Source organism: Streptomyces sp. NPDC046900, from assembly GCF_040644975.1.
In the GTDB taxonomy this organism is placed as follows: Bacteria; Actinomycetota; Actinomycetes; order Streptomycetales; family Streptomycetaceae; genus Streptomyces.
The window spans coordinates 104,469-121,221 of record NZ_JBEYXD010000013.1 but is presented as its reverse complement, the minus strand read 5'-3'; the positions used below and the strand labels follow the sequence as shown (position 1 = coordinate 121,221).

Sequence of the window (16,753 nt, the reverse complement as noted above, 5' to 3'; positions counted from 1 at the left end):
AGCACCCGTCGTCGCTTCGCTCCTCCGGGCGGGCGGGGCGACCGGCGGCGCCCGCGCTCATGTCTCGGCACCGCCGGCCTGTCCCGCTCGGAAACACGATTCGGGACGTGACCTGCACGCTCCTCTTCCAGGAGCAGGGCCCGCACGACATCTGGGACGATCCTGCGATGGTGCTGTCGATCGTCACTGCGCTGGCCAGGAACCTGGTCGCGGTGCCCGCCGCCTTGCTCCGCAGCCGAGTGGCCAAGGACGGGGAGGTGTTGGCACTTCGGCATCAGAATGCGGTGCTGCGCCGTCAGATCGCGCGGGTCCGGTACGAGCCGGCCGACCGGATCTGGCTGGCCGCGCTGTCACGGTTGATCCCCCGCGCACGATGGCGGGAGGCCTTCGCGGTCACTCCGACCACACTGCTGCGCCGGCACCGAGAATTCATCAAGCGCAGACGGACGTTCGCCCAGCACCGCCGCCCCGGTCGGCCCTCCACCGCTTCGACCGTCAAGCAGCTCATCCTGCGCCTGGCCCGCGAGAACAGCAGCTGGGGTCACCGCCGAATACAGGGCGAACTCGCCCGCCTCGGCTATTCCATCGCCCGTCCACAGTCTGGGAGATTCTGCACGCTGCCGGTATCGACCCTGCCCCGCAGCGATCCGGCTCGACCTTGTACGTGCCGAATATTGCATCGGCGCTGGTCACAGCTCTGATTCGGCGTCAGCGGCCCACCCCTGACGGGACACCCTCCCCCGCGAAGAAGACACTCTTGGGCAGACCTCCTCCGACTGCGAGGATGGTCGGCTGTGCTGTTGCGACTGCCGTACCTTGCCCTGTCGACCGCCTTCAGCTTCATACGGCTGTTGCCGATGAGTGACCGGACGAAGGTTCTGGAGAACCTCGCCCTGCGCCACCAACTCAGCGTGCTGCAACGCCAGATAGAAAGACCACAGCTGACCTGGCCCGACCGGGCACTGCTCGCCGCACTGCTGCACCGCCTCCCCCGCGCACAGCTCCGCCAGCTCCACCTGATCGTCTCCCCCGATATCCTGCTGCGCTGGCACCGCAACATCCTTCGCCGCCGACACGCCAGGGTGTCTCGCCCCAAGCGCCCGGGACGGCCCCGCACCATCCGCTCCATCCGCGCCCTGGTCCTACGACTCGTACGAGAGAACCCCGGGTGGGGCTATCGGCGCGTGCACGGCGAACTCGCCGCGCTCGGAATCAGAGTGGCCGCCTCCACCGTGTGGAGCATCCTCAAGGAACACGGCATCCCGCCCGCACCCGACCGACAACACACCACCTGGGCCGCCTTCCTCCGCGCCCAGGCCGAAGCCATCCTGGCCGCCGACTTCTTCGAGACCAAGACTCTCACCGGCGCGACCCTGACCGTGCTGGCGGTGATCGAGCACGCCACCCGCCGCGTGAGAATCCTCGGCACCACGGCACATCCGACCGCAGAGTGGGTCACCCAGGTCGCAAGGAACCTCGCCATGGACATCCAAGACAGCAGAGCGAAGATCAAATACCTGATCCGGGACCGCGACGTCCGCTACCCGGCTGGCTTCGACGCTGTCCTGGCGGCCGAAGGCATCGAGATCGTGCGGACCGGGGTCAGGATGCCCCGCATGAACGCAATCTTGGAGCGCTGGATCCGCTCCTGCAGATCCGAGCTCCTCGACCGCACCCTCATCTGGAACCAGACCCACCTCGTGCACACCCTGCGCGAGTACGAGACGTACTTCAACCAGCACCGCCCCCACCGCGCCCTCGCAGGCGCCGCACCCCTGCGCCCGCTGCCCGAACCGATCACCGACCCCGCCCAACTGACCCGCCTGAACGTCCGGAGACGCGACCGCCTCGGAGGCATCCTGCACGAATACCAACATGCCGCGTGACGAGCACGGACGTGGTTCTCGGCACCTACACGGTTGCCAGTGGCGCCGCCATCGCGCAGGCCCTGCAGGCCCGGGGCGTGGAGGTCCACCACCCCTCCGACATCGTCCGGCTCGTCCAGGAGGGCCATCCGTTGGCGACCGGCATGGTCCGGGAGGCCAGCCGCAGCCTTGGCGAGGTCATGGCCACCGTTGTGAACTTCTTCAACCCCTCCCTGCTCGTCGTCGGCGGAGCCCTCGCCGGCGCTCCCCCGCTGTTGGCTGGACTGCGAGGCGTCATCTATGAACGCTGCCTGCCGCTGGCGACGCAGTCGTTGGAGATCGAGGCGGCCTCCACGGGGCCCAACGCCGGAGTCATCGGCGCCGGCCTGCTCGCCCTGCAGCAGATCTTGTCCCACCCCAGTACAGAGGAGACGACCCGATGAGCGGAACCGGTGACCGGACCGGCAAGCGTCTTCGCGTAGGCATCGGCGGCGTGCACATCGAGTGCAGTACCTTCACCCCCCACTCCACCGGCTACGACGACTTCACCATCCGACGCGGTGCGGAACTGCTGAACCTGTTCGACTTCACCCGCCCCGGCCGGGAGGACTGGGCGGAGGAAGTCGAGTGGGTACCCCTGGTGCACGCCCGCGCGGTGCCCGGCGGCTCGGTCGACCCAGCCACCTACGCGCGACTCGAGGACGAGCTGACCAATCGGCTCAGGCAGGCCGGACCGCTCGACGGGCTGGTACTCGACCTGCACGGCGCCATGCACGTCGCCGGACGCCAGGACATCGAGGCCGACCTCGCCGCCGCAGTCCGCTCTGCCGTCGGCCCCGACTGCCTCATCGCCTCGCCGACCGACTTGCACGGCAGTGTCACCGCCGCCCTGGTCGCCCAGCTCGACCTGCTCACCGCTCACCGTCTGGCCCCGCACGAGGACGAATGGCTCACCCGCGCCCGCGCCGCCCGGCTCCTCGTGCACTGCCTGCGGCAGGGTATCCGGCCGTCCATGGCCTGGGTCCGCGTCCCCGTCCTCCTCCCCGGAGAAAAGACCAGCACCCAGCAGCAGCCTGCCCGCGGGATCTACGGCAGTCTGGCCGACATCGAAACGCTCCCGGGTGTCCTGGACGCGGCTCTGTGGGTCGGCTACGCCTGGGCAGACGAACCCCGCAGCGCAGCGGCGGTCGTCCTCACCGGTACCGACGAGACAGTATTGCGTGACCAGGCGCACCGACTGGCCGAACGCTACTGGCAGGCTCGGGACGAGTTCACCTTCGTCGGACCCACCGGCACTGCTCAGCAGGCGGTCACCGCCGCCGTCGAAAGCACCCGGCGGCCCTTCGTCATCAGCGACTCCGGCGACAACCCCACGGCCGGTGGCGGAGGCGACACCGCGGACCTGCTCACCCTGCTCCTGGCGGACGACCGGATCGCCGAACGCGAACTGTCCACGATCTACGCCGGAATCCTCGACCCCCACGCGGTCACCCGGTGTACGCAGGCAGGCGTGGGCGGCACGGTGGACCTCATGGTCGGAGGCCGGCTCGAGGGCCCGACCGGGCTACCAGCACGTCTGACCGGGCGGGTCGACCTCCTCGTCGACGATCCGGAAGGCGGTCCCACCGCCGTTGTCACAGCGCGTACCGTCAGCGTGGTCCTGACCAGCCGGCGCAGACCGTTCCATCACATCGCCGACTTCACCCGGCTCGGCCTCGACCCGCACCAAAGCGACATCGTGATCGTCAAGATCGGCTACCTGGAGCCCGAACTCCGCGATCTCGCCCACGGCTGGATCATCGCGTTGACCCCCGGAGGCGTCGACCAGGACCTGCTACGGCTGGGCCACCATGAACTCGCCCGACCGCTCCATCCGTTCGACCACGACATGCCAGACCCGGACCTCACGCCACGCATCTTCCCGCCCCGGACAGCGGGCGAGCGCATCGGAGCAACCCTGTGAGCGCGTCGCTGTACCTTGGCGCGGACATCGGCGGCACGAAGATCGACACCGTACTCACCGATGGCGCCGGGGAGATGCTCGCCCACCGGCGGGTGCCAACCCCCGCCCAGGACGGGCCCGTCGCCGTACTCGACGCGCTCGTGGCCACCCTGTCCGAACTCCGCGCACTCGCGCCCGCCGGTCGCACGGTTGCCGGGGCAGGCATCGGAACACACGGCGTTGTCAGCCACCCAGAGGGCTCCATCGCCGTCGCCTCCCAGGCTCTGCCCGGCTGGACCGGAACCCCCTTGCGGCAGATCGTCTCCGAGCGCCTCGACCTGCCAGTCGTCGTCGACAACGACGTCAACGTCCTCGCCTACGGCGAACTGGCCCTCGGCGCCGGCCGCGGCCACCGCGACCTGCTGTTCCTCACCGTCGGCACCGGCGTCGGCGGCGCCGTCATCACCGACGGCAACATCGTGCGCGGCCAACACGGATCCGGCGGAGAAATAGGCCACGCGCCCTCGTCAGCAGCAGCGGGTCTGCCCTGCAGTTGCGGCGCGGTCGGCCACTTGGACAGCATCGCCAGCGGCACCGCGATCCGAAGGGCCTACGCCGAAGCAACCCACACCGGGCCGGGCACCAGTACGGGAACGCTCGACAGAGGTCCCGAAACCTCCGAGATTGTCGTTCTCGCCACCAAAGGCGACCCCATCGCCCGGCAAGTGGTCACCAACGCCGCTCATGCTCTCGGCGAGGCCATCGGCGGCCTGGTCAGCGTCCTCGACCCGGCCCTCGTCGTGGTTGCCGGAGGCATGGCCTCCTCCGGCTCCATATTCTGGGACCCACTGCGCAACGCCGCCCGCGCCTCCACGCTCCCGCTCCTCCGGGGAATCGACATCGTCGGATCACACCTGGGCGCGGCAGCAGCGGCACGAGGCGCCGCTGCACTGGCCAAGAACGAAACGCCACCCTTCACAGACACCACCGAGACCATCCAAGAGAGCAGTTGGAAATCTGTCTCGTGATTCGTCAGCCGGATCACAGAGCCTTTTCAGCGTGGCCACCGATCGGTGACGAAAGCGGCGTGAGGGCGGGGTCCGCAACAGACAGGGCTCCCCGTGCCGTTGAGGGAGGTGTTCGAAGTCTCAACCCTGTGGGCTCGTAAAGTCATCGCTGCAGGTGAGCAGCGGTGTACATGGTTGTCGGTGGTGGCTGAGACGCTGTCCCGATGATCGTGTCGCTGTTGTACCGCGCTGCTCGCACGCTGCTGTACCTACCGGCTGTCCTGCTGCGCCGAGACGCCGCCAGGGAAGCCGAGTTGTTGGTGCTGAGGCATGAGAACTCAGTCCTGCGCCGTCAGCTCAAGGTCCCGGTCCACTACGAGTGGGCCGACCGGTTCTGGCTCTCCGCGCTGTCCTCGCTGATACCGCGCCGCCGCTGGGCCGACGACTTCCCCGTCACCCCCGACACCCTGCCGGCCTGGCACCGCAAGCTGATCGCCAAGGAGTGGGACTACTCCGCCCGCCGCGACCGCACCGGCCGACCCCCGACTGCGGCCGCGCTCAGGAAGCTGGTGCTGCGCTTGGCGGCGAGAATCCCCGGTGGGGACATCGTAGGATCCAGGGCGAGCTTGCCCGGCTGGGGCATCCGATCGCACCGTCCACGGTCTGGGGGATCTTGAACGCCGCGGGCATCGACCCGGCTCCACGCCGGTCCGGCCCCAGCTGGCGCCAGTTCCTGACCGCTCAAGCCCAAGGGATCATCGCAGCCGACTTCTTCCACGTGGACACCATGCTCGGAAAACGCCTATACGCCATGGCGTTCCTGGAACACGGCACCCGCAGACTGCACCTCACCGGCGTCACCGCCCACCCCACTCGAGCCTGGGTAACGCACCAGGCCCGCAATCTCGCCGACCAACTCGACACGCGCATGGAGTCCCTGCGCTTCGTGCTGCGCGACCGCGACGCCCAGTACGACTCGTCCTTCGACGCCGTCTTCGAAGCCGAGGACATGGACGTCCTGCTCAGCGCGCCACGGGCGCCACGGATGAAAGCGCACTGCGAGCGGTGATCGGCACCGTCCGCCACGAGGCCCTCGACCACGTCCTGCTCATGAACGAGGCCCACGCCCGGCAAGTCCTCGCCGACATCGAACGGCACTACAACGCGCATCGACCTCACCTGGCCCGAGATCAACGACCCCCTCACGCCTCCGGGCAGCCCGCCACCGTCCACGACCTCGACGGCCACAGACTCCTGCGCACCCGCATCCTCGGCGGCACCATCAACCAGTACCGGTACGCCGCTTGACCTGCGGCGATGACTTTCCGAGCCCCACACGACTGGCCATATTTCACCCATTGCCGGCACAGTCAGCGCAGGCGGCCCGGAATAGTCCGGGCACGGAAGCGTCCCCGTATCAAGATTTCGTAGAGGCGTCGCGGGAAACCCCACCCGGAACGCGGGCTTCAGGAGCGGGACACGGTGATGCGGACGCGCTCACGGACGCCCCGCGCGCGCTCTGGCACATCGGCACCGATCTCGGCCGCCAGCTCGTGGAGCGTGTCCAGGCCCGGGAGGTCGTTCAGCCCCTGCGTCACCACAGCCCGCGCCTGCCCGAGGTCGCCGCGTGCGAGCGCGAGCCTGGCCCGGAACAGCAGCTGGTAACCGCCGTCCAACGCCGGGTGGACGGCGATCTTGTCGAGCAGATGACCGGCGTCGTAGTCCGGCAGCCGCTCCAGCAGCATGCCGTGCCAGGCCAGCAGATCTTCGGCACGGCGCCTACGCTCGTACGCAGCGCCTGAGTAGCCGAAGCCGCGACGGTCCCTCGCCCCCTGCTGTGTCTGAGCAAGGCAGTCGAGTGCGTCCACATACTGCTCTGCGCATGCCACCCATGCGTCGGGAGCCGGGAGCAGCCGTTCGAGGACGACGGCCAGCTGCGTCTCCTGTTCCGGTACTTGACCAAAGCCCCGGAGCGTCCAACCGAAGCGGGACTCCCAGCGGGCCAGTTGCGGCATGGCCCGCTGCGCGAACTCGGCCTGGCCGTGGCGGTGCAGCATCGTGGTCCACAGCGCGGCGACGGCGTCCGAGGCGACGAACTTCGCGGCTTCCATCGGATCATCGGAGCGGAAGCACTGGTATGCCTTGCAGTAGCAAGCCAGGTCGACGATCGCGGTCACCGCATCCTCGCCCGGAAGCGGATCGTCGGCCGTGAGCGCCTCGCGGGCCGCCTCGGCGTGGCGTCGGAATGTGAACCGCCAGCGGGACCGCTCAGTGGGGCTCACCTTGCGGTCACCAGCGAGGTAGGAACCGGCACGGGCCAGGCCTACGAACTCCTGTACGCGTTCCAGCACCTGTTGCGGATCCACCGGCGCGCTCTTTGTGCGAGGCCTGGGCACGCTCGCCGCGGGCGCGATCTCCGCCTCGATCCGCTCCCGCACGGGCGCAGCACCGCGCCAGTACAGGTTCCACAGCGCCTTCTTCAACCGCTCCTCGTCGAGGCCGGCCAACTGGGCGAAGAATTCCTCGCGGTTCATGCGGTTCACTCCCATGGGCCCGGAGGATACTGTTCATCGCGCGGTCACGGTCGGGTGCCGGCGGTGCAATAGCGGGCTGACGACGGTCCGTGCGGGGACCGGCGGCGCGGGCGGTTCTCGCGGCCCCGGAGAACTTGCACGTCACAGGCGTAGATGGGATTTTCGGCACCCGCAGCCAGAAACCTCATCCACGCTGGTCAGGAGTTCTGAGCGTAACTGCGCGGCCTCGCAGACGACCGCGACAGCCGCGGCCATGCCCCGCCGTTTGCCGTCTCGGGGCCTGGGCCAGCATGGTTCGGTGCTGCTGCGACTGCCCAACCTGGCCCTGACAAGCATGTTCGTCCTGATACGGCTCGTGCCGATGAGCGACCGCGACAAAGACGCCGCAAGCGCTGCGGGGCGCCAGGTGCCCTCCTGTTCGCCAAATCCACCGCCCGGTCCGGCCTCACGGGCGTATCTGACGCCCATGCTGGACATCCGGCCTTCGCCGGGGGCTACCGGGCTCTTTCGTCCACCACACGGCCGCCCCCGTCGCCAGCCGCGCTGATGCGCTGATCACGTGAAACCTGGACGACTTACCCGCGGAGGTCCTCAGCTCCCACGGTGTTGCCGCCCCACCGGACCCGTACCTGTACGCCCTGCTCGACCAGCAGCCCGACGAGGTCACGGCGACGCTCGACGGATGGCGGCCGACAAGGGCCGTCCGCTCATGACTGTCTTGTGCCGGGGTTCCGACGTTCGCCCACCGAGCCGGGCACCTGCTCACCGACAGCTCAACGTGAGACTGCGCCAGTCCTGGCGGAAATGAACAGCGGTGCAGGATGCTCGCTGAGCGCGCGGTGGGAGACCCGAGGTGCACCGGCAGACGGCGGACCCTCGGGGTTGGTCAGGGATTGGGAATGCCCATGCTGTCGAAGCGGTGCATCAGCGAGGGTTTGCCCCGGTGTGCGGCTCGCAGTTCGCTGACTCGGCGGTCGAAGTCGGCGGTGCACTCGGTGCGGGCCTGCATGTCGCGGAGGTCCCGCAGGAGTGCGATGGCGGCATCGTAGGCAGCGGCCTTCTTCTGGGCGATCAGGTCATCGATGTCACGCCACGCCTTGCCGGTGTTCCGCGCAAGCTGGTCCAAATGCGCCTCACGGGCCTCGGTAGCGGAGCGCGCCCGGGCCTGCTCGGCTGCGACTCGGGCCGCCTTCTCGCGTTGCCGGCGCTCGGTGCGGTGACGGTAGGCGGCGTCCAGTAGCTGAGCGGCGGTGCGCCGCTTGGCTCCGGTACGGGGGCCGGAGGCGGTGGCGCGATAGAGGGCCAGGAGTTGGTGGCCTGACAGAGGGGCGGTACCGAGCGCCGCCTCGAGCAGCAGGGAATCCTTCTCGGCGGCCGGGAGCGCGGCGATGAAGGCCGCCAGAGCTGCACGGTCCACGGAGTCCGCGGTGGCCGACTCGCTGCTCTCGGCAGCGGCCGTCAGCAGGTCCGTATCGACGCACAGGAAATCGGCGAGGGCCCGCTGGGGGCCGGTGAGCGAGGCCAGACCCGCGGGGACGGGCGGCTCGACTTCGAGGGCGTATTCCTCCTCGTCATCCTCAGCCAGTTCCCAGGTGGTGAGCCCGGCGAGCCAGGCCACGTAAAGCGGCCGCAGGTCGCCAGCCGCGAGCTCGGCGCGCAGCCCCACGAACGCCGAAAGCGCGTAGGACGTTTCGAAGTCCCACTCCTCGCCGTCCTCCGAGGATAGGGAGAAGTCGAGCAGTATGTGCCCGGAGTGGGTCCAGACGCTCAGCGACTCCTCCATGGCGTACTGGACGGCCTTCTTGGCCGGGAGCACGCCGGCGGGCAGGCGCAGGACGAGGCGGCGGCTGCCCCAGTTCGCGTAGTACAGGTGGGCGTCGTAGAACTGCTCCACCAGTTTCGTCGTATCGCCGCGGAAGTCGCCCCAGTGGTACTCGTTGACAAAGCGGGTCGGGGTGATGTCGGCGCGGGTGGACAGCGCCCGTACCTGCCTGAGCTCCTCCTCGTTCAGCGGGCGGTCGACGGCAAGGAACTCGTAGTACCGGTACTCGCTCACGGCTCGGCAGCCTACCCGCGGCCTCGTGCGCTGGGATGGGTGGATGAGGGAGACGTCGACGCTAAGCGTGCTGGTTGACGGACTGCGGCGAGACAAGCGCCGCGGGCCGTACGCCGGTCACCGGGAGTACGAGCACACGGCATGGGCGGTACACGAGGAGGCCGGACGCCTACTGGACGCGGGCCAGGCAGCGCTGGTGGCCCCTGAACTGCGTAAGGCAGTCGAGCGAATCACAACGGCGCTGATGTATCTGGATGACTCCGCCGGCATGGCCGGGGATGTGCTGCGCGAGTTGACCGGCATGTACGCGAGAGCCCTGACCGCAGCCCCGCCCAAGAACCCGAAGACGCTGGCGAGCTGGATCGCCAAGACCGTCTTCGACGGCCCCGGCTGGCCCGACATCCGCTTGGCCGACTTCGCCGCCGCGCTCGGCGACGTCGGACAGGCGCACCTGGCGGAAACGGTCGACGCCCCCGCTGCGGATGTATCCCTCAAGGACAGCTGGACCACAGTCAACGGCGTCCGCCACCTGCGCGAACAGCTCGCCGAAGTCTCCGGCGACACTGACCGGTACGTCGCCGTCCTTGCCCAGTTTCTGACCGGCCCTGACTAATATATGAAGATCGTCCGCGCCTTGCGTGCAGCCGACCGGCCCGAGGAGGCCACCGACTGGGCCCGGCGAGGCGTCGCTGCCCACCCTGGCAATCCCTACCTGCCGAAGCTGAACGACGAACTCGTCGACCCCCTCGTCGCGGCCGGTCGGCGCGAGGAGGCACTCGCCGTGCACCGAGACGCCTTCGCGCGCACCACGGTCCTCGCCGCGTTCCAACCGCTCGCCAGGACCGCCTCCGAACTGGAGAGCCCCGACACCGTCACATGGGCTCTTGACCTGCTCCGCACGCGCGGCTGAGAATCCCACCTACGTCCGTGAGCTGATCAGCTGTCTGCGCGCAGCAGGACGATCAGAGGAGGCATGGCAGACCGCTGTCGGCCATCTCGGCGAGTTGTCGAAGTACACTATCCAGGAGCTCATCGAGGAGCGTCGCAGACCCATCCCGCCGACACGATCACCCCGTACCGGCGACTGGTCGACCTCTACCTGGCCGAGACCGGCAACAAGTACCGCTACCAGTACGCCGTCCGGCACGTCAAGGCGCTCCGCACCATCCACCGCGAACAGGGCACCGAAGCGGAGTTCACCGCGTACCTGACCGCCTTGCGCGACGAGCACCGGCGCAAGACCAGCCTTCTGACCCAACTCGACCAGGCTGACCTAACCTGAGGTGACACCAGCCCAGGCCCCGGGCCACCGGAGGACATCCTGCCCGTCCTCACGGCTGGCCTGTGCGACCTGCGGTGACGTCGCCGCGTGCGGTCGAGTCAAGGGACCTGATCTCAAGTCCCCTTCCCCGTCCCGGTGAACCAGGCGGCTCGGGACGTGCCCCGTGCTCCGGCGCGCTCGGACACTGAACACGTCATCCGGTCCCAGCACCACCTTGCCGGAGGTGTCCGACATGGCCTCAGGAAGCGTCCAGCAGCCCCTGCCCGCATCCGAAGCGCCCGCCACTGCCGGGGACGCCCGCGCCTTGGACCACTGGATTGCCGGGCAGGCCGTTGCGGCCACCGACAAGCCCGGGATAACCGCTCTGCGCTTCGCCTTCTACGACCGAGTCTCCACCGAGGACCACCAGACCCCGCCACTTCCCGCGCCTGGCAGCTTCTTCGTGCGCAGGCGCTCACCTCCGGGTACGGGCGCATCCCCGCCGAGTACTTCGACATCGGCAGCAGTCGGACAGTGCCGTGGGCCCGCCGCCCCGAGGCCGGCGCCCTGCTCGCGGCGCTCACCGACCCCGACCGCAACTTCGACGCGATCGTCATCGGCTCCAGCGAGCGCGCCTTCTACGGGAACCAGTTCACCGTCACGTCCCCGCTCTTCGAGCACTACGGCGTCACCGTGTGGATCCCGGAACTGGGCGGCGCCGCCGACGCCCACAGTCTCGGCGAGGAGGAGCTCATGGTCCTGCTGGGCATCCTCGCGAAACGCGAGGTCGCTCGCGCGCATCCGTGGCCACACCGCCATGACCGTCCCGGCCCACGACCAGGGCCGCTACCGCGGCAGGCGCCCGCCTTACGGCTACCGGCTCATCGACGCCGCACCCCACTCCAAGCACGCCCCTGGCCGTTGGCACTGGCCCGCCGCGGCGTGCGCATCCAACGCCTCGACCCCGACCCCTGCACCGGTCCCATCGTCACCTGGATCTTCAGCCAGGGTCTCGCCGACCGCAGCACCGCCCGCCTTGCACGAGTCCTCAACGACGCCGCGATCCCCAGCCCCTCCGCGATCGACCCCGCCCGTAACCCCCACCGCACCGGCACCCAGTGGACCGCCACCGCCACCACGGTTCGGGCCATCCTCGCCAACCCCCGCTACAGCGGCCGCCAGGTCTGGAACCGCCAGCGCACCGACCACGTGCTCCTCGATCCGGACACACTGGGCACCCGCGACATCATGCGCTGGAACGCCCCAACCAGTGGGCTGTCTCCACTGGCCCGACCCACCCTGCCCTCGTCAGCGAAGCCGACTTCACTGCCGCCCAGAACATCCACACCGCCCGCCGTGCCACCCCGGGTGCACCTACCAAACCTCAGGCATCCTGCACTGTGACCTCTGCAGTCGCCGCATGGAATCCTGCCGGTCGAACGGGCACCCCGCGTACCGCTGCCGCCACGGCCACACCCACCCAGCGCCAGCCCCACCGGCCTCGCAACGCCTTCGTCCGCGAAGACCGCATCCAGCCCCACCTCCCCGCATGCGCCCTCCGACTCACCGCCACCCTCGGCCCACCACCGCCCAATGCCACGCAGATCCCCCACCTGCTCCGTACTGCTGGAATCACTCTCAGCTACGACCTGCACTATAAGACTCTGACCGCCGACGCACCCACCAGAGAAAGGATCTTCATCGGCTGACACGCCCCCGCCCGCGCCAGCAGATAAGGAGACCCCGATACGCCGAACGCCCGCCCCAGCCGGAGGCCAGGAACGGGCGACGATCTCCGCTCCCCGGAAACTGGGCAGCATGTTCCGAGAGTTGACCGCTAACGATACGGTCGCGCGAGGACAGCTCCGGCTACACGATCCGCTGGCCGATTGAAGCGATGTTGGCACCGAGCGAGTACCGCAACGCACTGAGCAACGAGCGCAGGAAGCCGCCCGCGTCAGGGCCAACGGCCGTCAGCAGGCTGGGGAGGTTGGCCATCTGGAACCTTGTACCCCTCGAAAAGTCATCGCCACAGGTCGGCGCTGTGACGGACCGTCAACTGGGAGCACTGCCGGGTGATCGCGTCCATGCTGTACAAGGTGACCCGGAAGCTGCTCTCCCTACCATCCGCGCTACTGCGCAGCGACGCGGCGATAGACGCGGAGCTTCATGTGTTGCGGCACGAGAACGCGGTGCTGAGCCGACAGCTGGCCGTCCCGGTCCGCTACGAGGCAGACGATCGGTTCTGGTTCGCTGCTCTCTCGGGGCTCATACCCCGGCGTCTCTGGCACGAGGCCTTCCCGGTCACGCCCGGCACCCTGCTCGGCTGGCACCGCCGATTCATCGCCGCGAAGTGGGACTACAGCGCACGCAGGCGCACCGGTCGGCCACCGACCGACGCAGCGCTCAAGAAGCTCGTACTACGACTCGCCAGCGAACACCCGCGGTGCGGGCACAGGACGAACCAAGAAGAGTTGGCTCAACTGGGCCACCGGATCGCCGCCTCGACAGTGTGGGAGATTCTCCACGCAGCAGGCGTCGACCCGGCGCCACGTCGTTCCGGCCCCACATCGCGCGAGTTCCTCACCGCCCAGGCCGAGGGCATCCTCGCAGTCGATTTCTTCCATATCGACACGGTGCTCGGCAGGCGGCTCTACGAGCTGGCCGTCCTCGAGCACGGCACGAGGCGCCTGCACATCACCGGCGTCACCACCAACGACACACTGCAGTGGACGCTGCAGCAGGCGAGGAATCTCGCCGCGGACCTCGGTATGCGCATGGAGTCCCTGCGCTTCCTGCTTCGTGACCGGGACGGCAAGTAGGACGCGGCGTTCGACGCCGTCTTCGAGGCCGAAGAACTGGACGTGATCAAGGGTGCAGCGCGTGCACCGCGGATGAACGCGCACTGCGAGCGCATCATCGGAAGCATTCGCCGCGAGGTCCTGGATCACGTCCTCATCCTGAACGAAGCACATGCTCGACAGGTCCTTGCGGCGTACCAGCAGCACCACAACGAACACCGTCCCCACCAGGCCCGCAACCAGCTACCACCAGACGCCTACGAGCAGCCCGCGGCAACAGACATCGGCACCTGCAGACTGCTGCGCACCCGGATCCTCGGCAGCCTCATCAACGAGTACCGATACGCCGGATGACCTGCAGCGACGACTTTTCGAGCGGCACAGGGTACTCAGCCTGCGCTGCGAACTCCTCGACCGCACCATCAACTGGAGCGAGCGCCACCTCCACCACGCGCGCTGCACGAGTACGAGTCGCACTACAACGAGCACCGGACCCACCGAACACTGCAGGCCGCCGCCCCACTGCGCGCACACCCCGACCCCATCACCGACCCAGGACAAATCGTCCGCCTCGACATACGCCGACACGACCGCCTCAACGGCACCCTCCACGAGTACCAACACGCTGTTTGACCAGCACGGACGGCCTTTTCGGCATGGACAGGCCGAAAAGGCTTGTGCTCCCGCTGCATCGCGAGCTGCAGCGGTACGGAACATTGGGGGCCGTGACGGCGCACGGGTCAGTGGCCGCCCGGTGGCGTCGGCCGGTAGCCGTGGTCGGCGAGCCAGGCCCGGGCCCGACCATGCTGCCGTTCCGCGGCGAACAGCCGGTATCGCTGCAGCTGCGCCGGTGAGGTGGCCAGCATGTCCTTGAAGCGGCGGAACGCTCCTGGGCCCTGGATCGCGATGTTGAGGAACCGAGCGAGGTCTTGGTCGTCGAGGGCGGTGATGAAGTCCTCCATGTCGCGGTAGGCGTCGTGCGATCCGTCGCACAGGACATAAAGCCACCGCTCGGCGCCCTCCGGCTCCTCCTCGTCCCACAACTCCTCGGTGTCCGCGAGGGCGGGCCGGCACTCGCCGGTGTCCAGCTTGATGCGGCCACCGCCCCAGGCCGGATCGCCTTCGAGCAGACCGGAGAGTTCTTCCAGGTCGACCGGCAGTGGCTGCAGCAAGCAGACGGCACCGCCGCCCACCGTGTCGAGCTGCTCTGCGAGGACCTCGTCGCCAGGCCAGCCCCGTTCGCGCAGCGCGGACGTACACGCGATCGCCGCATCCGGGGCGCCGGGCACACCCCGGGCAACGGCTGCGGTGAGTGCGTCTCCGCACTGCTGCAGCACGCCGGCGGGGTCATGCGAGCGCAGCAGGGCGAGCAGGGACGGGCCGTCCGCGGTGTGGCAGGCGGCGCGGAGCGCCTTCAGCGCGTGGTCGGTCCATGCCTCGGTCATGCCCGCGAGGCTACGCTGACGCGCGCTGCCGGCGCCATCATCTCCGGTGCGACACTGCGCTGGTGAGCACGGCAGACAAGCCCCTGGCGAGCGCGGGCCGCCGACGTTCGGCCCTGAGCCGTGGCCTCATACGCGGCCTGACCGGCGGCGACGAGTTTCCGAGCGACACCGTCCACGCTCGGGGGATCTTGAACGCCGCGGGCATCGACCCGGCTCCACGCCGGTCCGGCCCCAGCTGGCGTGGGTTCCTGACCGCCCAAGCCCAGGGGATCATCGCAGCCGACTTCTTCCACGTGGACACCATGCTTGGAAAGCGCCTGTATGTCATGGCGTTCCTGGAACACGGCACTCGCAGGCTGCACCTCGCCCTCGCGGGAGCTGAAGGCTGGGGGTCGTCAGGCAGCAGGCATCGCCGTAGTGGACGTCGCCTTGGCCACCTGCGGTGGTGGTGATGTGCCGGGCGTTGGCGCCGGCGAGGGCGGCCCAGCGGGGCTCGTACTCGGTGCCGATGGCATGGCGGCCGAGGCGGATGGCTTCGACGAGGGTGGTGCCGATGCCGCACATCGGGTCGAGGACGAGGTCGCCGGAGCGGCCGTGAACGAGGCACGCGCCCAGTACGAGGCCGAGCAAGGACCCTCACGTACGGCACACTAATGGTGAGCGAGCGTCGCCATGCGGCAGCCGCCCAGCACTTCGCTTGCACATCGCTCGGGCTTGGCGTCTGCGCTCTGCACGAGGGCGATTAGGGTGGGCAAAGCGCCACCGTGGCATCGTGACGATGGCGCGTGTTCTTGTCACGCTGCGCCTCGCCCGCCGATCCCCTCTCTGTGCTGGCTTGCCCGGCGCCGAGCGCGGAGGCCCCGCCGACGCGCAACAACAGTTCCGAGCCGCCCGATCCCCCGCCGCGCCGACCGCCCGCCCCAGCCCGCCCCAACCACTTCTCTGTCTGCTTCAGGGGTCGGCTGCGAGAGGCGCATAGGGGGATGTCGGGCTCCCGACGATGCCCAAACAGGCGTGGTGAGCTGTGGATACGCCGTCAGGCGCCCGGTGGGTGCGGAGAGTTGTCGGCAGGGATGCTGGTGGGGCTTTCGGCGGGATTTCCGGGGTGGTTGGGGGCGGGGTTATCGCATCGTGACTCTGGTCGGGCCTCCACGGTCGCACGTGTGGTCGGGGCCGGCTGCTGGTCTGTCGGTACGGGCGGCGCCGGGCAAGCGGTGCCGCAGCGTACGGGAGGACCTGGCGATGGTGAAGGTGGGCGCGGGCGGCGGGGACTGGCTGGCGCTGGCGGTACTGGCGCAGTACCGGATGGCGACAACCGAGCAGATGCATCGGGTGATCGCGCCCGGAGTGCGGATTGAGCAGACGCGACGAAGGTTGGCCAAGCTGCGCAGCGAGGGCCTGATCGATCGCATCACGCTGCCCCAGGCCGGGCGCACCCAGGTGTGGTTTGCCACCCAGTACGGTGTACAGGTCGCCTCCGAGTGGCCGGAGTTGCGGGAGTGGCAGCCGCCGAAGCTGATCGCCGACCCTACCGCCGCGCGGCTTCGGGCAAGGCACGCGCTGGCGGTAACGGAGACCGGGCTTGCTTTCCTGCAGGACGCCCGCCGCCGAGGAGACGTGTGCCGGCCGCTGGACTGGATCCCCGAGGTCTACCACTCCTCGGCAGCGGCGAAGCTGTCATCCCCGACGCCCTCCTGTACTACCGCAGCTGCGGCGACGGCACGTCGATGTTGCGGGCCTTCGTGGAAGTCGACCGGGCCACCATGGGCCCCGAACGCCTGGCCGCCAAACTCGGCGCCTACGCCCGCCTGCACGCCTAGGTGCCCACACCCCTTGGACGCC

General features: G+C 68.9%; 14 protein-coding genes and 4 pseudogenes. 13 read left to right on the top strand and 5 right to left on the bottom strand.

Going from position 1 to position 16,753, the window contains the following annotated elements:
* Positions 1-167 precede the first annotated feature (167 nt).
* The 6 genes and pseudogenes from ABZ904_RS16000 (at position 168) to ABZ904_RS15975 (ending at position 6,122) form a co-directional block, all read left to right on the top strand.
* The gene (locus ABZ904_RS16000; RefSeq protein WP_361823687.1) at positions 168-701 is read left to right on the top strand and encodes a hypothetical protein; all 534 of its coding nucleotides are present in this window, start codon (positions 168-170) and stop codon (positions 699-701) included.
* Between the two features lie 93 nt (positions 702-794).
* Positions 795-1,886, top strand: coding sequence for an integrase core domain-containing protein (locus tag ABZ904_RS15995; protein ID WP_361823684.1), 1,092 nt, complete (start codon positions 795-797; stop codon positions 1,884-1,886).
* Positions 1,883-2,308, top strand: coding sequence for an ROK family protein (locus tag ABZ904_RS15990; RefSeq protein WP_361823681.1), 426 nt, complete (start codon positions 1,883-1,885; stop codon positions 2,306-2,308). Before ABZ904_RS15995 ends, ABZ904_RS15990 begins: the two co-directional genes overlap by 4 nt.
* Positions 2,305-3,828, top strand: a complete 1,524-nt coding sequence (locus ABZ904_RS15985) for a M81 family metallopeptidase (RefSeq protein WP_361823678.1) — start codon at positions 2,305-2,307, stop codon at positions 3,826-3,828. Before ABZ904_RS15990 ends, ABZ904_RS15985 begins: the two co-directional genes overlap by 4 nt.
* The gene (locus ABZ904_RS15980; RefSeq protein ID WP_361823675.1) at positions 3,825-4,835 is read left to right on the top strand and encodes an ROK family protein; all 1,011 of its coding nucleotides are present in this window, start codon (positions 3,825-3,827) and stop codon (positions 4,833-4,835) included. Before ABZ904_RS15985 ends, ABZ904_RS15980 begins: the two co-directional genes overlap by 4 nt.
* Positions 4,836-5,038: 203 nt before the next feature.
* A pseudogene (locus ABZ904_RS15975) lies at positions 5,039-6,122 on the top strand (integrase core domain-containing protein).
* A 158-nt stretch (positions 6,123-6,280) separates the two neighbouring features.
* Here ABZ904_RS15975 and ABZ904_RS15970 read toward each other — a convergent pair.
* Together ABZ904_RS15970 and ABZ904_RS15965 are read right to left on the bottom strand one after the other, a co-directional pair.
* Positions 6,281-7,348 (bottom strand): hypothetical protein, encoded by a 1,068-nt coding sequence (locus ABZ904_RS15970; RefSeq protein WP_361003189.1) that lies wholly within the window; start codon positions 7,346-7,348, stop codon positions 6,281-6,283.
* Positions 7,349-8,234: 886 nt separating this feature from the next.
* Positions 8,235-9,404 (bottom strand): hypothetical protein, encoded by a 1,170-nt coding sequence (locus ABZ904_RS15965; RefSeq protein WP_361823673.1) that lies wholly within the window; start codon positions 9,402-9,404, stop codon positions 8,235-8,237.
* Positions 9,405-9,447: 43 nt separating this feature from the next.
* Between ABZ904_RS15965 and ABZ904_RS15960 the strand changes: the two genes are divergently transcribed.
* From ABZ904_RS15960 to ABZ904_RS15945, 4 genes are all read left to right on the top strand, one after another.
* Complete coding sequence (locus tag ABZ904_RS15960) at positions 9,448-10,017, top strand: hypothetical protein (protein ID WP_361823670.1); 570 nt, start codon at positions 9,448-9,450, stop codon at positions 10,015-10,017.
* Between the two features lie 21 nt (positions 10,018-10,038).
* On the top strand, positions 10,039-10,314 hold the full coding sequence (locus ABZ904_RS15955) for a hypothetical protein (protein ID WP_361823667.1): 276 nt from the start codon (positions 10,039-10,041) through the stop codon (positions 10,312-10,314).
* A gap of 63 nt (positions 10,315-10,377) precedes the next feature.
* Complete coding sequence (locus ABZ904_RS15950; RefSeq protein WP_361823664.1) at positions 10,378-10,686, top strand: hypothetical protein; 309 nt, start codon at positions 10,378-10,380, stop codon at positions 10,684-10,686.
* Between the two features lie 513 nt (positions 10,687-11,199).
* A complete protein-coding gene (locus tag ABZ904_RS15945) occupies positions 11,200-12,069 on the top strand; it encodes a recombinase family protein (RefSeq protein WP_361823661.1) in 870 nt (289 codons plus the stop codon).
* Between the two features lie 465 nt (positions 12,070-12,534).
* On the opposite strand, the gene ABZ904_RS15940 is transcribed toward ABZ904_RS15945, so the two are convergent.
* Positions 12,535-12,663 carry a hypothetical protein gene (locus tag ABZ904_RS15940; protein ID WP_361003171.1) on the bottom strand — a complete coding sequence of 43 codons (129 nt, stop codon included), beginning with the start codon at positions 12,661-12,663 and terminating at the stop codon, positions 12,535-12,537.
* 77 nt (positions 12,664-12,740) lie between these two features.
* Between ABZ904_RS15940 and ABZ904_RS15935 the strand changes: the two are divergent.
* Positions 12,741-13,820 (top strand): annotated as a pseudogene (locus tag ABZ904_RS15935) (integrase core domain-containing protein).
* 386 nt (positions 13,821-14,206) lie between these two features.
* On the opposite strand, the gene ABZ904_RS15930 reads toward ABZ904_RS15935, so the two are convergent.
* On the bottom strand, positions 14,207-14,911 hold the full coding sequence (locus ABZ904_RS15930) for a hypothetical protein (protein ID WP_361823658.1): 705 nt from the start codon (positions 14,909-14,911) through the stop codon (positions 14,207-14,209).
* 185 nt (positions 14,912-15,096) lie between these two features.
* Here ABZ904_RS15930 and ABZ904_RS15925 point away from each other — a divergent pair.
* Positions 15,097-15,279 (top strand): annotated as a pseudogene (locus tag ABZ904_RS15925) (integrase); the annotation flags it as partial.
* Here the strand turns inward: ABZ904_RS15925 and ABZ904_RS15920 are convergent.
* The gene (locus tag ABZ904_RS15920) at positions 15,236-15,475 is read right to left on the bottom strand and encodes a hypothetical protein (RefSeq protein WP_360998300.1); all 240 of its coding nucleotides are present in this window, start codon (positions 15,473-15,475) and stop codon (positions 15,236-15,238) included. The pseudogene ABZ904_RS15925 and the gene ABZ904_RS15920 overlap by 44 nt on opposite strands.
* A gap of 108 nt (positions 15,476-15,583) precedes the next feature.
* On the opposite strand from ABZ904_RS15920, the pseudogene ABZ904_RS15915 reads away from it, so the two are divergent.
* Positions 15,584-16,731: pseudogene (locus tag ABZ904_RS15915) on the top strand (replication-relaxation family protein).
* The last annotated feature ends 22 nt before the right edge of the window (positions 16,732-16,753 follow it).